The 15,104-nt window shown below is 63.4% G+C and carries 14 protein-coding genes and 1 tRNA gene; 10 read left to right on the plus strand and 5 right to left on the minus strand.

The annotated features are described in order from the left end of the window. The first annotated feature begins 15 nt into the window (after positions 1 to 15). The 3 genes from EJ069_RS23745 to EJ069_RS23755 are packed head-to-tail and all read left to right on the plus strand — an operon-like array spanning position 16 to position 3,412. Positions 16 to 1,569 carry a sugar ABC transporter ATP-binding protein gene (locus EJ069_RS23745; protein ID WP_126063376.1) on the plus strand — a complete coding sequence of 518 codons (1,554 nt, stop codon included), beginning with the start codon at positions 16 to 18 and terminating at the stop codon, positions 1,567 to 1,569. Then, on the plus strand, positions 1,566 to 2,558 hold the full coding sequence (locus tag EJ069_RS23750) for an ABC transporter permease (protein WP_126063377.1): 993 nt from the start codon (positions 1,566 to 1,568) through the stop codon (positions 2,556 to 2,558). Before EJ069_RS23745 ends, EJ069_RS23750 begins: the two co-directional genes overlap by 4 nt. Positions 2,559 to 2,575: 17 nt before the next feature. Further along, on the plus strand, positions 2,576 to 3,412 hold the full coding sequence (locus EJ069_RS23755) for an N-acyl homoserine lactonase family protein (RefSeq protein ID WP_126063378.1): 837 nt from the start codon (positions 2,576 to 2,578) through the stop codon (positions 3,410 to 3,412). A gap of 21 nt (positions 3,413 to 3,433) precedes the next feature. Here the strand turns inward: EJ069_RS23755 and EJ069_RS23760 are convergent, their stop codons facing one another. Both EJ069_RS23760 and EJ069_RS23765 read right to left on the minus strand, forming a co-directional pair. Further along, positions 3,434 to 3,964 carry a dihydrofolate reductase family protein gene (locus EJ069_RS23760; protein WP_126063379.1) on the minus strand — a complete coding sequence of 177 codons (531 nt, stop codon included), beginning with the start codon at positions 3,962 to 3,964 and terminating at the stop codon, positions 3,434 to 3,436. Positions 3,965 to 4,089: 125 nt separating this feature from the next. Continuing rightward, complete coding sequence (locus EJ069_RS23765) at positions 4,090 to 4,872, minus strand: AraC family transcriptional regulator (protein ID WP_348639339.1); 783 nt, start codon at positions 4,870 to 4,872, stop codon at positions 4,090 to 4,092. Positions 4,873 to 5,152: 280 nt separating this feature from the next. On the opposite strand from EJ069_RS23765, the gene EJ069_RS23770 reads away from it, so the two are divergent. Further along, a complete protein-coding gene (locus tag EJ069_RS23770) occupies positions 5,153 to 6,112 on the plus strand; it encodes an aldo/keto reductase (protein WP_126063380.1) in 960 nt (319 codons plus the stop codon). Positions 6,113 to 6,185: 73 nt separating this feature from the next. Here EJ069_RS23770 and EJ069_RS23775 read toward each other — a convergent pair whose 3' ends face one another. After that, complete coding sequence (locus EJ069_RS23775; RefSeq protein WP_126063381.1) at positions 6,186 to 6,956, minus strand: SDR family NAD(P)-dependent oxidoreductase; 771 nt, start codon at positions 6,954 to 6,956, stop codon at positions 6,186 to 6,188. An 88-nt stretch (positions 6,957 to 7,044) separates the two neighbouring features. On the opposite strand from EJ069_RS23775, the gene EJ069_RS23780 reads away from it, so the two are divergent. After that, the gene (locus EJ069_RS23780; protein WP_126063382.1) at positions 7,045 to 7,671 is read left to right on the plus strand and encodes a TetR/AcrR family transcriptional regulator; all 627 of its coding nucleotides are present in this window, start codon (positions 7,045 to 7,047) and stop codon (positions 7,669 to 7,671) included. 75 nt (positions 7,672 to 7,746) lie between these two features. On the opposite strand, the gene EJ069_RS23785 is transcribed toward EJ069_RS23780, so the two are convergent. After that, on the minus strand, positions 7,747 to 10,572 hold the full coding sequence (locus EJ069_RS23785; RefSeq protein ID WP_126063383.1) for a winged helix-turn-helix domain-containing protein: 2,826 nt from the start codon (positions 10,570 to 10,572) through the stop codon (positions 7,747 to 7,749). Between the two features lie 237 nt (positions 10,573 to 10,809). Here EJ069_RS23785 and EJ069_RS23790 point away from each other — a divergent pair, with 237 nt between their 5' ends. The 5 genes from EJ069_RS23790 to EJ069_RS23810 all read left to right on the plus strand — a co-directional run bounded on the left by EJ069_RS23790 (position 10,810) and on the right by EJ069_RS23810 (position 14,750). Continuing rightward, positions 10,810 to 11,226, plus strand: coding sequence for an organic hydroperoxide resistance protein (locus tag EJ069_RS23790; protein WP_126063384.1), 417 nt, complete (start codon positions 10,810 to 10,812; stop codon positions 11,224 to 11,226). A 58-nt stretch (positions 11,227 to 11,284) separates the two neighbouring features. Next, positions 11,285 to 12,346, plus strand: coding sequence for an alpha/beta hydrolase (locus EJ069_RS23795; RefSeq protein WP_126063385.1), 1,062 nt, complete (start codon positions 11,285 to 11,287; stop codon positions 12,344 to 12,346). Between the two features lie 24 nt (positions 12,347 to 12,370). Continuing rightward, positions 12,371 to 12,883: a cytochrome P460 family protein gene (locus EJ069_RS23800; RefSeq protein WP_126063386.1), complete on the plus strand. Its 513-nt coding sequence runs from the start codon at positions 12,371 to 12,373 to the stop codon at positions 12,881 to 12,883. Positions 12,884 to 13,008: 125 nt separating this feature from the next. Beyond that, positions 13,009 to 13,785 carry an alpha/beta hydrolase gene (locus tag EJ069_RS23805; protein WP_126063387.1) on the plus strand — a complete coding sequence of 259 codons (777 nt, stop codon included), beginning with the start codon at positions 13,009 to 13,011 and terminating at the stop codon, positions 13,783 to 13,785. Beyond that, entirely contained in the window at positions 13,782 to 14,750 is a 969-nt protein-coding gene (locus EJ069_RS23810; protein ID WP_126063388.1) for a quinone oxidoreductase, read from the plus strand. Before EJ069_RS23805 ends, EJ069_RS23810 begins: the two co-directional genes overlap by 4 nt. 262 nt (positions 14,751 to 15,012) lie before the next feature. On the opposite strand, the gene EJ069_RS23815 is transcribed toward EJ069_RS23810, so the two are convergent. After that, positions 15,013 to 15,089: transfer RNA gene (locus EJ069_RS23815), tRNA-Arg, on the minus strand. Between the last annotated feature and the right edge of the window lie 15 nt (positions 15,090 to 15,104).

Below are 15,104 nucleotides of genomic sequence, written 5' to 3' on the forward strand. Positions count from 1 at the left end.
CTCAACGCTTCACCCATGAACCCAGTCCCGACTCCGATGGCGGCGCCGCCGGCGGTGCCGTTCGTGGCGGCGAATGCGATCAGCAAATCCTACGGAGGAGCGCAGGCGCTGCGCGGCGCTGCGCTCTCCGTGCTGCCCGGCGAAGTGCATGGGCTGGTCGGCGCCAACGGCGCCGGCAAGTCGACATTGATCCGTATCCTGGCCGGCGTGACCCAGCCGGACACGGGCGAAATCGCCATCGAGGGCAGGCCGGTGGCGATCGTGTCGCCGCACGCGGCGAGCGGGCTCGGCATGAGCTTCATCCATCAGGAGCTCGCCTTCGTGCCGGATATGACGGTGCTCGAGAACATAATGCTTGGCCTGCCCAAGAAGAAGACGAGGCTCGGCCTGGTCGACTGGTCCGCGATCCAGAGCGACGTCGCGCCGATCATCGAACGCGTCGGTATAACCGCGCCGCTCGACGCCGCGGCCAAGAGCCTGTCGACGGCCGAGAACTGGCTGATCAGCATTGCCCGGGCGCTGGTTTGGAAGGCGCGCCTCATCGTCATGGACGAGCCGACCGCTTCGCTCTCGGCAGGCGAATGCCGCAAGCTCTTCTCCATCATTCGGGGGCTTTCGGCGGCGGGCGTGGCAGTGCTCTACGTCTCGCACCGGCTGGACGAAATCCTCGATCTGTGCAGTCGGGTCACCGTTTTCCGCGATGGCCGGTCTGTTGCGGTCCTCGACGGCTCCGGACTGACCCGGCGCCGGCTGGTCCAGGAGATCGTCGGCGGGGCAGTCGAACAGCTGCCCAAGTCGCGCGAGGCGACGGGCGGTGAGATCGTGCTGTCAGTGCGGGGCCTGCGCCGCCTGCCGCGCGTGGAGGAAGCAAGCTTCGACCTCCGCCGCGGCGAGGTACTTGGGCTCGGCGGCCTTGTCGGCGCCGGGCGCAGCGAGCTTGCGCGTCTGCTCTACGGCGCCGACCGGCCCGACGCCGGCAGCATGACGATAGAGGGAAGGCCTTTTGCGCCGCGCACCCCGGCCGGCGCGGTGCGCGCCGGGCTCGGCCTTGTGCCGGAGGAGCGCCGTACGGAGGGGCTGCTCCTCGGCAAATCCGTCGCCTTCAATCTCAGCCTCGGCAATCTCACGCCTCTCCTCGCCAGCCCGGTCCTGCCCTTCATCAGCCTGCGCAAGCGGGCGCGGCTGGCGCAGGCGACGATCCGCGACCTGTCGATCAAGGCCGGCTCGCCGGAACAGCCGGTCGGGCGGCTTTCCGGCGGCAACCAGCAGAAGGTCGTCATCGGCCGCTGGCTGCGCTCGAAGCCGAAGGTGCTCATCCTCGACGAGCCGACGCGCGGCGTCGATATTGGCGCTCGCGGGGAAATCCATCGGCTCATCCGCGAGCTCGCCGGACACGGCATGGCCGTGCTCGTCATCTCGTCCGAACCGGACGAACTCCCCGATCTGTGCGACCGGGTCCTGGTGATGGCGGAAGGACGGATCGTGCGCGAGCTCGCCGGCACCGACCTCACCCGCAGCGCCATCATCGAGGCAAGCTATGCCTTAACCGAGGAAAGGGTTTCCGCATGAGTGACGCCGGTTACACGCGACGCCTCTCGCCCGGCACCAGGGCCGCGCTCGGTGTTTTCGCGCGCTATGGCACGATCATCGGCCTGCTCGTGATGATCCTGGTCTTCTCGTTCCTGTCGCCGCACGCCTTTCCGACCTACAATAATTTCATCAACGTGCTGAGCCAGGCATCCCTCGCCATGATCATCGCCGGCGGGCTGACCATGGCCGTGATCGTCGGCGAGCTCGACCTCTCGGTCGGCTATGCCGCCAGCCTGCACGGCGTGCTCGTCACGGGGCTGATCGTGGCAAACCATCTGCCGATCCCGGTGGCGGTTCTGATTGAGCTCGCGCTGGGGGCCCTCATCGGCGTCGTCAACGGCGTGATCGTCACCAAGCTCAAGGTCAATTCGGTGATCGCCACGCTTGGCGTCGGCACCGTGCTGGTCGGCCTCTCCTTTGCCTATTCGGCCGGCGTACCGATCGTCTCCGGCGTACCGGAATCCTTCCTGCAGCTGGCGCTGGGACGCTGGCTGTTCGGCATCCCCAACCCGATCATCTTCATGGCACTGGTGTTCGGCAGCCTGTGGTTGCTGGTCGAGCGCACGGCGATCGGCCAGGAGATCCAGGCGGTCGGCGGCAATCCCGCCGCTGCGAGGCTCGCCGGCATCAATGTCGACCGCATCAAGATCCTCGGCTTCGTGCTTTCCGGCATGTGCGCGGCCCTCACCGGCACCTTGCTTGCCGCCAGGCTCGGCAGCGGCACAACCAATGCCGCCGATTCCTATCTCCTGACCGCCTTCGCAGCCGTCTTCCTCGGATCGGCCACGCTGCGCGACGGCGAATTCCACATATTGGGCACGCTCATCGGCACGCTCATCATCGTGCTCGGCTTCAACGGGCTCAACATCTTCGGCGCGCCGACCTTCTCGCAATTCGTGTTCCAGGGCGCCATCCTGATCGTCGCGGTCGGACTCGCCAGCCTTGGCCGCTCGCTTGCCGAAAGCTGAATTGGAGGAGGACACCGATGACCGTTCCACAATCCGCGAAATGGCAAGTCTTCGTGCTGGAATATGCGCGCTCCAAGGAGCAGCCCTGGGTTGATCTCATCAGCGGCATGTACAATGACGGCGTGGTCGACCTGCCCTTCTCCTTCGTGCTCGCGCGCAACGGCGAACGCAACGTGCTGATCGATACCGGCTTCATGCAGGACGACCACAGCTTCTCGCAGAAGTTCGGCATCCCGACATGGATCTCGCCGGTGCGGATGCTGGCGGCGCTCGACATCGCACCCGATCAGATCAGCGACATCGTGGTCACCCATGCGCATTTCGACCATATGGGCTCGATCGCAGAATTCCCGCGCGCGCATATCCACATCCAGAAGAGCGAACTGCTTTCGTGGTACGAGGCGATCGCGCTGCCGAAACGCTTCGCGCATCTGACCGCCATCATCGATCCCGACAATTTGCGCACCGCCCTCGAAGCCTCGATCGAGCATCGCGTGACGCTCATCGACGGCGACAAGGACAACATCCTGCCCGGCATCCATGCGCGGCTCGGCAGCGGCCACACGATCGGCCAGCAATTCGTGCTCGTCGACACCGATGCCGGTCGCCGGGTGATCTCCGGCGATTGCGTCTATTCGCGCCGCCAGTTCACCGGGCACAATCACGACGGCGTCTATGTCCCGCTCAACAATGCGGTGGGCAGCGTCTGGGAGCAGCTGAAGACCATCGACAAGATGAATGACGAGCTCGGCGGCGACCTGTCGAAGCTTGTCGTGCTGCATGACGTCGAGCGCTGGAAGGACCATCCGGTCGTCAAGGAGGTCGAGGGCTTCAAGATCGTCCGGCTCACCTGATCACGGGAGACCGTCGCGAGATCATGCCGGAGCGCAGCTCAACCTGATCACATCGTCGCCGATCCGGTCATGCGCCATCAGGCGAAGCGGCGGCCGGGGTCCGGCGAAATAAGGCTTGCCGCGGCCAAGCACGACCGGGTGCAGGTAGATCCGATACTCGTCGATCAAGCCCAGTTCGGTGAGGCTTCGCGCCAGGTCCGGGCCGGCGACTTCGATCTCGCCGTCGTACTCGGCCTTCAGCTTGCGCATCGCGCCCTCAAGGTCATCCCCGACGAGGCTGGCGTTGGGGCCGACCGACTGCAACGAGCGCGAGACGACCCATTTCGGCTGGCGCCGCCACGCCGACGCGTAGGCAAGCCGATCGGTATCCCATTCAGGATGCTCGTCGTCCCAGTAGCGCATGATCTCATACATGCGGCGACCGTAGATGCTGCCCGACTGCCGCTCGGCCTCCTCGATGAAGTGGCGGAAGAGCGTGGGGCTTGGCCCGAAGGCCGTGTGATCGACATAGCCGTCCAGTGACTGGTTCATTCCGAAGACGAGCTTGGCCATTGCCTGTTCCTCACATGGCTTTCGGACGATCTGATTGCGTAATGCAATCGGCTCAGGTTAGGGCAACCGGTTTTATTTTGCAATTGGTTTGGTGCTGCATGAACGCGCCCCCGGCAAGGCGAAACTCAAGCGACCACCGCCAGACCCGGTGAGGCGCGCAAGCGGGCTATGTCGCGCGCCGGCGGTTCGCCAAAATGACGGCGATATTCGCGGCTGAACTGCGAGGCGCTTTCGTACCCCACGCGGAAGGCGGCGGTCGTCGCATCGATGTCCTGGACCAGCATCAGGCTGCGCGCGTCCTGCAGCCTGAGCTGCTTCTGGAATTGCAGCGGCGTCATCGCCGTCACCGCGCGAAAATGCTCGTGCAGGCTCGATGGACTCATGCCCACCTCCCCGGCAAGCCGCTCGATACTGAACCGCTCCCGGAAGTTCTGCCCGATCCAGGCGATGGCGCGGCCGACCTGGGCCACCCGACCCTGACTGGAGGTGATGTGGCGCATCCTGGCGCCGTCCAGGCCGGCAAGCAGGCGATAGAGAATTTCCTGCTCGGCAAGCGGCCCGAGCACGGGCAGCGCCGCCGGATCGTCGAGCAGGCGCAGCAGGCGCAGGACCGCGTCGAGCAGACCGGCGCCGGCGTCGGACACCGTCTTGCCTATGGGCGCGGACGGCGCTTCCGGCGACCGCGGCACGCGCTGAGCCAAGTCCCCCAGCATAAGCGGATCGAAATCGAGGTACAGGCAGAGATAGGGCTTGTCGGGCGTCGCCTCGACCACATGACCTGTGGCTGGCAGGTCGTAAGTCACGACCCCATAGCGCCCCGGTGCGTATGTGAACACGCGATCGCCCAGCATGACCTCCTTGCGCCCCTGCGCGACGAGGCACAGTTGCGGCCGGTAAACATTCGGCATCGGCATCGTCACGGTGGAGGATCGAACAAGCGTCACACGGTCAAGAGGGGTGCGTGGAAGCCATCCTTCGAGACGTGCCGGGCAATCAAGGCCGCGATTTTCGAGAGTTTTTCCATGAATGCGACCATCGCACGCGTGCGCAAGCGCGGCAATGCGAACCGCAGCTTCTGGAGGATCAGGCAGCAATCCCGGCGCATCGGGCTAACGGGCCGGCGTCGCCGCGCTCCATGGTGTCAGGCGAACCAGGCCGCAGAACAAAGTGAGCAAGCATGGAGCGAACATGACGATCGATAGACTGAAGACACCCACGGTCGCACTGGGAACCTGGGCCTGGGGCGACAGCGGCGAAACCGGCGACGGCTATTTCGGCAGCCAGCTCACCCGGGCCGGCCTGGAAGAGCTCGCGGACAAGGCACATGCGGCCGGCTTCACCTTGTGGGACACCGCCATGGTGTACGGCATGGGCCGTTCCGAGACCGTTCTCGGGGAAGTCCTGAAGCGCCTCGACCGCGGCGACTACCAGCTCTCCACCAAGTTCACCCCGCAAGCCGTGGGAACCGGCGACGATCCGGTGGCGGACATGCTGGAGCAGAGCCTGGCACGCCTCGGCACCGACTACATCGACCTCTACTGGATCCACAATCCAGCGGATGTAGCACGCTGGACTCCATGCCTGATCCCGTTGCTGAAGAGCGGGAACGTCAGACATGTCGGCGTCTCGAATCACAACCTTGGCGAAATCGAGCTCGCCAACCGGATCCTCGGAGAAGCCGGGTTCCGGGTCGAGGCCGTCCAGAACCATTACAGCCTCCTCTATCGCAGCTCCGAGGATGCCGGAATCCTGGATTACTGCCGCGACCAGGGCATCCCGTTCTTCGCCTATATGGTGCTCGAACAGGGCGCCTTGACCGGCAAGTACAGCCCGCAGAACCCGCTGCCGGAAGGCAGCAGCCGGGCGAAGGCTTACAATGGCTTATTGCCTCAGTTGAAGGCGCTGACGGACAAGCTCGCCTCGATCGGCCAGAAGCAGGGCGCAGCGGCTCCCGATGTCGCGACGGCCTGGGCCATCGCCAAGGGCGCGACGCCGATCATCGGCGTCACCAAGCCTGGCTACATCGATGGTCTGGTCCGGGCTACCAGCATGACGCTCCCCAGCGACGACATCGCAGAGCTGGAAGCTCTCGCTATCGCCGCCGACGTGAACACCCGCGGCTGGTGGGAAAAAGCGATGGACGTCTGAGCTCCCTAGGGCCGCGTTGCCTGCCGTTGTTCGCAAGAACTACGCGAACATGATCCGGCCATCAGGAGGGCGGCTAGATCCGAGCGCCGCCTGTGGCGTCGATGGACTGCCCCGTCGTCCACCGCGCATCGTTTGACGCGACGAAGGTGATGACGTCAGCCACGTCCGCGGGCTGGCCGACACGTGAAAACACCGACAATGCTTCCGCGCCCGCACGCGCATCCGTCGCAAGCCAGTCCGCGTTCATGTCGGTCTCGGTGACACCGGGCATGACCGAGTTGACGGTTATGCCGCGGCTTGCGAAATCGGGCGCGAGTGCCAGTGTCAGCGTTTCGAGAGCACCCTTTGACGCCGCATAGGCGGGGTGATTCGGCGCTGCGATGCGTGTGAAGCCCGTGGAAATGTTGATGATGCGTCCTTCGTCTCGGATGTCATTCGCCAGCGCCTGGATCAGGAAGAACGGCGCCTTGAAGTTGATGGTCATGAGGTCGTCGAATGTGGTCTCGCTGGTCTGCGCCAACGGCGTTGCCACCGCGATGCCCGCATTGTTGACGAGGATGTCGAGGCCGGCTTTGCCGGTCGCGGCCAGCGCCGCGGCCCTAATCTCTCCGGCAATGCTGTCGGCAGCCGCCTTCGCGTCGCGCAAATCCGCGCCGATGGCGACAGCTCGCGTCCCCAGTGCCTCGATATCCCGCACCGTGGCGTCCGCGGCTTCCTTGTTGCTGGCGTAGTGCACGCCGATGAGTGCAGCGCCTTCCCTGGCGAAGGCGAGCCCCACTGCTCGGCCTATACCGCGCGATCCGCCGGTTACGAGTGCGACCTTGTTCGAGAGGCGTGCGGACATTTGCAACTCCGTTGCGATTTTTAATAGCGATCGATATATTAATGTCGGTCGATGGTTGTCAACAGATTTTATAGGGATCGATATATAAATGACCGAGCCTCCGAAAAAACGGGGCAGGCCGAGGACCCTGGATCGTAATGTCGGGCTTGATGTCGCGGCGCGACTGTTCTGGGAACACGGCTATGAAGGAACATCGATCGCCGACTTGACGGCGGCCATGGGCGTGACCCCGCCGTCGCTCTATGCGACGTTCGGCTCCAAGGAGGAGCTGTACAGGCAGGCGCTCGACCGTGCCACCGAGCGTGAGAGCAAGGCCCGGATGGACGCGCTACAGAGCGATATGAGCGCTTATGAGGCTTTGTCCTTCTACCTGCACGACGTCGCGACCGGCATCTCGCGTCCCGACGATCCGCGCGGGTGCATCGTCTCGACAGCGGTTGTTCAATGCGCGGCGGAAAACGAGACGGTCGCGAAATCCGTAACCGCAAGGCGCGAGGCTGCCATCAAAGCCATACGCGAACGTTTCGACAGGGCAGTCATCGAAGGGGAACTTGCCGCCGGCACCGACACGGATTCGCTTGCACGCTTCTACGGAGCTTTCGTACAAGGAATGTCGGTTCAAGCCTGTGACGGCGCCTGTACCGAAAGGTTGAGACGTCTGGTCGATATCGCGCTTTCAGCTTGGCCGGGAAGCCGTGGTGATAGAAGTCGTTGAACGCGCTAATGCATGCCGCCATACCAAAAGAGCATTTTGGATTGCAGAAAAACTGGATGATCCAGAATGCCACCTCTAGCGCAGTGTCGCCAGCAGGCGTGCCGCATACTTCAGATCAGCCGTATCCAAGCCCTCCGCGAAACGCTCGAACAGCGGTTGGAGTAAAGCTCGCGCGCTTTCGTATTGGCTGCGGGCAGCCAGAAAGGTAGCCAGGTCCATCGCAGCGCGCAACTCCCACCCCCGTGCACCATGACCGCGGCTCATTTCGAGCGACCGCCTGAGATACAATTCCGCCTCGTCATCAGCATGCGGCTTCGTCACGCGGACGAGGTTTGCTTTCCCCCGCAGCAACTCCGGCATGTAGCAAAGATCCCCATTTGCCTCGACCGATCGAATTGTCTCGTCGATCAGCGCAAGGGCTTCCGGGAATCGGCCCGTCGCGGCGAAGCCTTGAACGAGCGCGATGCTGAGCGGCGTTGTGAGCAGCTCGTATGGGGCTGCGTGAAGATCCTGAAGAACGCGTTGCAGGCTCCGAACCCCGCTTTCTGCATCGCCTCGACGAATCGCGAGTTCTCCTTGGAAGCCTCGCCCAACCGTTAGGTAAGGCCTGAGAGAGTGCAGCTCGGCGCAGGAGAAAAGACGATTGATGTGCTCCTCCGCGCGGTCGAAATCACCAACCCAGACCAACACGGAAACTGCCCAGACCAGAGCGATGGAGAGCGTTAGCGGATGGTCCAAGGTTTCCGCATCCTTGACTGCCAGCAGCGCACGCTCCACCGCGCGATCCGGATAGCCTTGCAGCCAGAGTGTCCTGGCCAGAATCGCGTCTGCGAGAATTCTGCCGTCAAAGCCGAGATAGTTCGTCGTGGACCGGTCAGAACGGGGGCCGTATCGCAGCGCCTCTTCGAGCGCAGTCCGCGCACGGCCATGCTCCCCGTTCAGATGGAGCGAGATTCCCATCAACGAGTGCGCCAATGTCGTGGACACGGAGTCCTTGATAGTGCCAGCGATGACGGAGCAGCGCTCCGCATAGCTAAGCGCCGTCCTGAACCCTCCTGTGCGCAGATGGAACATCTGCAGTGGACCCAAAACCTGGATCTGATCGAGCGCATTGCCTCGCTCCTCGGCAATTGCGAAGCTTCTGTTCAATGCCGCACGCGCAGCGTCCTGTCCTCCGCGCGTGAACATCAGGGATACACCCGAGGCGGCCTGAAGACGCATCTCGTCGGGCCCTCCATGCGTGCTGTCGTCCAGGGCGAGAATTGCCTGGGCAGCCCAGCGGTGGCATTCGGTGAGCAAGGACATCGACAGGAAGACTGGCGCTGCGGCAGTGGCAAGCCGGATGCCGAGCTGAGTGTTCCCGTTAGGCCCGAAGCACCATTCCAAGGCTGTTCGCACATTCGCAATGCCGGCGAGGTGAAGAGCGCGCTGCGCGGCGCTCGACAAGGTCGGCCATTCAGTTCCAGTCTCCTCCAGCCATCGCAGATAGTAGGTGACGTGGCGGGCGGCCAGCTCCGTGAGTTCGGCATCGTGAACGTCGAGCTGGAGGGCATAGGCCCGCGTCGTATCGAGCAGCCGATACCGCATTGTTGCGCCTGCCGGTCTTGCGGCGATCATCGATTTGGCTACGAGGCTGTCGATGGCACCAAACACCAGAGTTTCGTCGGCGGCGGGGCTCGTCACGATCGCCAGGGCGGCCTCAATCGAAAAGTGGCCAACGAACACGGCGAGCCGGCGAAGCACCAGACGCTCGAACTCGGACAGAAGCCCGAAGCTCCAGTCCAGAGTGGCCTGGAGGGTCTTCTGGCGCGGCGGGGCGGTGCGCTGCCCCGGCCACAGCAGGGTCAGCCGCTCGTCGAGAAGGGCCGCGGTCTTATGAAGGCCGTAGCTCGCAACCCGTCCGGCCGCCAGCTCGATCGCGAGTGGCATGCCATCAAGCTTCCGGCATATGTCGGCCACCACCTTGGCATCCGCGTCGTCGAGATCGAGGCGAGCGCCGCTCGCCGCGGCGCGTTCCACGAACAGCTGGGATGCGGGGAAGCCCTGCGCAACTGACACCGTGAGCTCCGGATCGTCCGGCGGGTATGCCAGCGGCGCCAGCTTGTAAACGTTCTCCCCTTCGACCAGAAGCGGCTCGCGACTTGTCGCGAGGATGTGAGTCTGCGGCGTGTCGGCGAAGATACGGGTTGCCAGGTCTGCAGCCGCATCGATGACATGCTCGCAGGTATCGAGGATCAGGAGGGTCCGCCGCCCCGCGAGATAGGCGATCAACTCGGAGATGGCGTCGTCGGACTGTGGTGACAGCCCGAGCGTCGAGGCCACCGTTGTTGCGACCAAGCTGGGATCGCTGAGCGCGCCTAGATCGATGAAGTGCACGGCGCCAGCGAACATCTCGATCACATCATGCCCGACCGCCACCGCAACGGTGGTCTTGCCGACCCCACCCGTGCCAACGATTGTGACGAAGCGCGTGGCAATGAGCTGGGTTGAAAGCGCGATAGCATCATCGGCCCGCCCCACCATACGAATGAGCCGGCTTGGTAGATTGGCGTGGTAGCTGGCGGCGACCTCGCTGTGCACATCGTTCCGACTGCCCGATCGCGAGATCGGTGCCACAAAGCAGTAGCCTCGTCCGGCCAGGGTAGCGATGTAGCGCGCGCCGTCCTTGCCGTCCCCCAAGGCTTTTCGCAGGTTGGCCATGTGAAATCGCAGGCTACCCTCCTCCACAGTGGCATCGGGCCAGACATGAGCCAGCAGATCCTTCTTGCTGACGACCTCGTTTGGGCGGGCAGCCAAAGTCGCCAGGATGTCGAAGGCGCGTGCACCGAGGTCAACCGGCATGCCCTGGCGCAGAAGGAGCCGTTCGTTCGCAACCAGAGTGAAGGGACCAAACGAAATCATGTCGCTCGTCGGGGCTCCGGTCGTATCATGGAGTCATCCTTCGCCTGATTGAGGAGGATCCCGGCTCGCAGAAGGGCTTTTCCCACAGGACAGATTCGCGCCGAGTGACGATCTGCGGCGAGACTGCTGCTGCTGGCGAGCACTAACAGCTCCTCATAACGCATAACGGGCCAGCAGGGCGACATCTCTCTATGTGTCGAAGCAGCACAGCCTTCCATCGACCAACGGAGAGTGATCATGCCCGCACAAACAAAACGGCTCTACACTGGCAAAGTCCGCACTACCGGCGGTCGGGACGGAGCATCCCGCAGCTCCGACGGGAGACTGGATATCCGGCTATCGACACCCGGAGGTCAAGGCAGCGGCACCAATCCGGAACAGCTGTTCGCGGCCGGCTGGTCGGCCTGCTTCGAGGGAGCGATGGCGATCGCCGCCCGTAAGATGAACGTCGCGCTGCCTGCCGGCACAGCAATCGACGCTGAGGTGGATCTGAACGTCGATGAAGGTGCCTACTCCCTCAGCGCGCGCCTCAATGTGAGCCTGCCGGGTCTCGACCCCAACGTCGCACGAGCGGTCGTCGACGCGGCCCATCAGACCTGTCCATACTCGAAGGCCACACGCGGCAACATCGATGTCGAAATTAACCTGATCTAGCCCTCGCTCCCGACTGTCGGTCGGCCCTGACCAAACCTCACAGCAAGGCGGTGCACCAATGAATGCAATCAGAACTCCGGAAGACATCGATCATTCCCGCCGGCGCCTGTTCGGCATCGCCGCCGCGACCTTGGCGGCTGCTCAACTCGGCGCGATCCATAGTGCGAGCGCACAAGGTGCCGCTCCCGAGGCCTCCGGCTCGGGCTCCATAAAGCCTCAGACGTCATTTGCATCGCTGAAGACAATCGAAGCCGGCTTGCTGAGCGTCGGATACGCCGAGGACGGCCCTTCGGATGGGCCCCCGGTCATCCTTCTGCACGGCTGGCCCTATGACATCTACAGCTATGTCGACGTCGTACCGCTGCTTGCGGATGCAGGTTACCGCGTGATCGTGCCCTATCTGCGTGGTTACGGCACGACACGCTTCCTGTCGGACGCGACTGTCCGAAACGGCCAGCAGGCGGCGGTCGCCGTCGACATCATAGCCTTGATGGATGCCCTCGGGATTCAGAAGGCGGTCGTCGCGGGCTACGACTGGGGGGCGCGGACCGCCAATATCGTTGCCGCGCTCTGGCCGGAGCGCTGCAAGGCCATGGTGTCTGTCAGTGGATATCTGATCGGCAGCCAGGCCGCCAACGTGGCGCCGCTGCCGCCGCAGGCCGAGCTCCAGTGGTGGTATCAGTTCTATTTTGCCACCGAGCGTGGCCGTGCAGGCTATGCGAAAAACACGGACGAGTTCGCCAAGCTGATCTGGAGGCTCGCCTCGCCGCAATGGAAGTTCGACGACCCCACTTTCGCACGCAGCGCGGCAGCCTTCGCCAATCCGGACCATGTCGACGTCGTCATCCACAATTACCGTTGGCGTCTCGGCCTCGCCGCAGGCGAACCCAAATATGACGACCTGGAAAAACAGCTCGCTACGTCTCCCATGATCGGCGTGCCGACGATTACGATGGAGGGCGACGCCAATGGCGCGCCGCATCCGGAGCCCAGCGTCTACGCCAAGCGATTTTCCGGCAAGTACGAGCACCGGCTGATCACGGGCGGCATCGGTCACAACCTGCCGCAGGAGGCACCACAGGCCTTCGCCCAGGCCGTCATCGACGTCGACCGGTTCTAGCCACTCGACAGAAGGAACATTGCGATGAGGCGCGTTAATCTCGCATGGGCTGGGCTGGCGGCGATATTCGTCACAGCGGCGGGTGATGCGCTTGGAGCCGGCGCGGGTTCGGAGGCGACGAATGCGTCGCCGATCTATGGCGTGACGATCCCCGACGGTTACCGGGGTTGGGAACTGGTCGCCCCGGCGTTGGAAGCGGACCCGCTGAACGAGCTTCGTGCAGTCGTCGGCAATTCGGTTGCAATCGAAGCCTATCGTGCTGGCACGCTGCCGTTCCCGGACGGTGCTGTTCTCGTCAAGCTGGCATGGAAGCGGGCGCAATCGCCCGAGTTTGAGCCTGCTTCTGTTCCCGGGGCAGCGACGACCGTCCAAGTCATGGTCAAGGATTCGAAGAAATATGCGGCCACGGGCGGATGGGGCTTCGGCAGGTTCGTCGACGGCAAACCGGTCGATGAGGCTCAGCACCAGACCTGCTTCGCTTGCCATGAGGCGCGCGTTCGGGGGCACGACCATGTCTTCACGCGGCTCGCGCCGTAACCCGGCACCGATCCATGGATTCCCGCAGGAACCGGGGGTCTGCGGCCATTGCCGGAGAAATCCGGTCTTCCCATTGCCTGGCCGGCCCAGCCGGCCGAGTCAATCAACCATGAAGGACATATCGGATGAAAATACTCTTTGCGGCCTTGGCAATTGCCAGCGCCTTGTTCGGCAATGCATATGCGCAGGCCAACAAACCCACCGTCGTCTTGGTTCACGGCGCATTCGCGGATTCGTCGAGTTGGAACGGCGTCGTCAAGGTCCTGGAGAAGGATGGCTATTCCGTCGTAGCTGTCGCCAATCCGCTGCGTGGCGTCAAAAGTGACGCTGGCTACGTCGCCGACATCCTTGGTTCTATCAAATCGCCTGTCGTCCTCGTTGGCCATTCCTATGGCGGCTCGGTCATCAGCGACGCGGCCGAAGGCCATTCGAACGTCAAGGCGCTGGTCTATGTCGCGGCCTTCGCGCCGGATGCGGGCGAGACCGCCGCGCAACTCGCCGGCAAATTTCCCGGCAGCACACTCGGTCCGACCCTCGCGCCGCCGGTCACCCTGTCAAGTGGAGGCAAGGATCTCTACATCCAGCAGGAAAAATTCCACGATCAGTTCGCCGCCGACGTCCCCGAAGCCGAAGCCAGGCTGATGGCCGCGGGGCAGAGGCCCATCGCAGAAGCCGCGCTGAACGAAATCCAGGCAGAAGCAGCGTGGAAAAAGCTTCCGACTTGGTTCATCTACGGAGACGGCGACAAGAACATACCGGCGGAAGCCTTGGCTTTCATGGCTGCTCGGGCCCACTCGCGGGATACCGTGGTTATCAAGGGCGCCTCGCATGTAGTGATGGTTTCGCACCCTGAACCCGTGGCGCGGCTGATCGAGAAGGCCGCTACGGAGGCATCACGATGAAAGCGGTCGTGATGACTACTCAAGGCGGACCGGAAGTGATGGAATTTGCCGAGTTGCCCGAGCCCGAGCCCGCCCCGGGCGAAGTCCTCGTCAAGGTCGCCGCTGCGGGCGTCAATTTCATGGATACGGGTGTGCGGCGCGGGCTCGCCTGGACCGACGTCCCCAATCCGAAAGTTCTTGGCGTCGAGGGGGCGGGTCGCGTGATTTCGGTCGGCGAGGGAGTTGACCGTCTCGCGCCTGGCGATCGCGTCGCCTGGGTCTATGCACCGGGGAGCTATGCCGAGCGTGCGATACTTCCCGCCGAGGCGCTCGTACCGATACCGGATGCGATCGACGACCGCACCGCAGCGGCTGTAATGATGCAGGGACTTACCGCCAGCCACTTCGCAACGGATTTCTATCCGGTACAGCCGGGCGATATCGCGCTTGTGCATGCGGCGGCCGGCGGTCTCGGCCTGCTGCTCACCCAAATCATCAAGTTGAGAGGCGGCCATGTGATCGGCCGCGTCTCCTCGGCGGACAAGGTGGCGATCGCTAAAGAGGCCAGCGCTGACCATGTGATCGTGGATACCAAAGGGCAGTTCGGGCAAGAGGTGCTTCGCCTGTCCGGCGGCGACGGCGTCCACGTCGTCTATGACGGCTCAGGGCCGAAAACCTTTCAGGGGTCGCTCGACTCACTGCGCCGTTCCGGCACTTTCTGCTGGTACGGCCCGGTGCTCGGCGGTCCCGGTCCGCTCGATATCATGAGCCTGCCGAAGAGCATCAAGATCGGCTACGCCGTCTTCTTCGATCATGTCCACACGCCGGCACTCCTTCACGCTCGCTCCGGTCAGCTATTCGACTGGATAACAAGCGAAAAGCTGAAGGTTAGGATCGGCGGCATCTACCCGCTTGCCGAGGCAGCACAGGCGCATGCCGACATGGAAAGCCGCGCCACGACAGGCAAGCTTCTGCTCATCCCGTAATCTCCGGCATTTTCCAGAGAGCACAGCAAAAGCTCCGGCGATTGCTTTGACTGCCATCAGTCACTCTCGGCACAACGGGTGATGCCTCGTGTGCTGGCGAGAAGACCTCGCGCTCCGCAGACTAGTTTCTCTCTCTAGTCTGCGGTGCCTTGCTCGAGCGTTTCACCGAAACGGCGAACCGCTCTATCTCTTTATTTTGACGCAATTCCGGACGGAAAACCGCTCACACTTTTCCTGGAATTGCTCTAAGTCATTGAAATATTGGCGCGCCCGAAGAGATTCGAACTCCTGACCCCCAGATTCGTAGTCTGGTGCTCTATCCAGCTGAGCTACGGGCGCGCAACAGGCCGTGTG

It is taken from the genome of Mesorhizobium sp. M2A.F.Ca.ET.043.05.1.1 (assembly GCF_003952445.1).
In the GTDB taxonomy this organism is placed as follows: Bacteria; Pseudomonadota; Alphaproteobacteria; order Rhizobiales; family Rhizobiaceae; genus Mesorhizobium.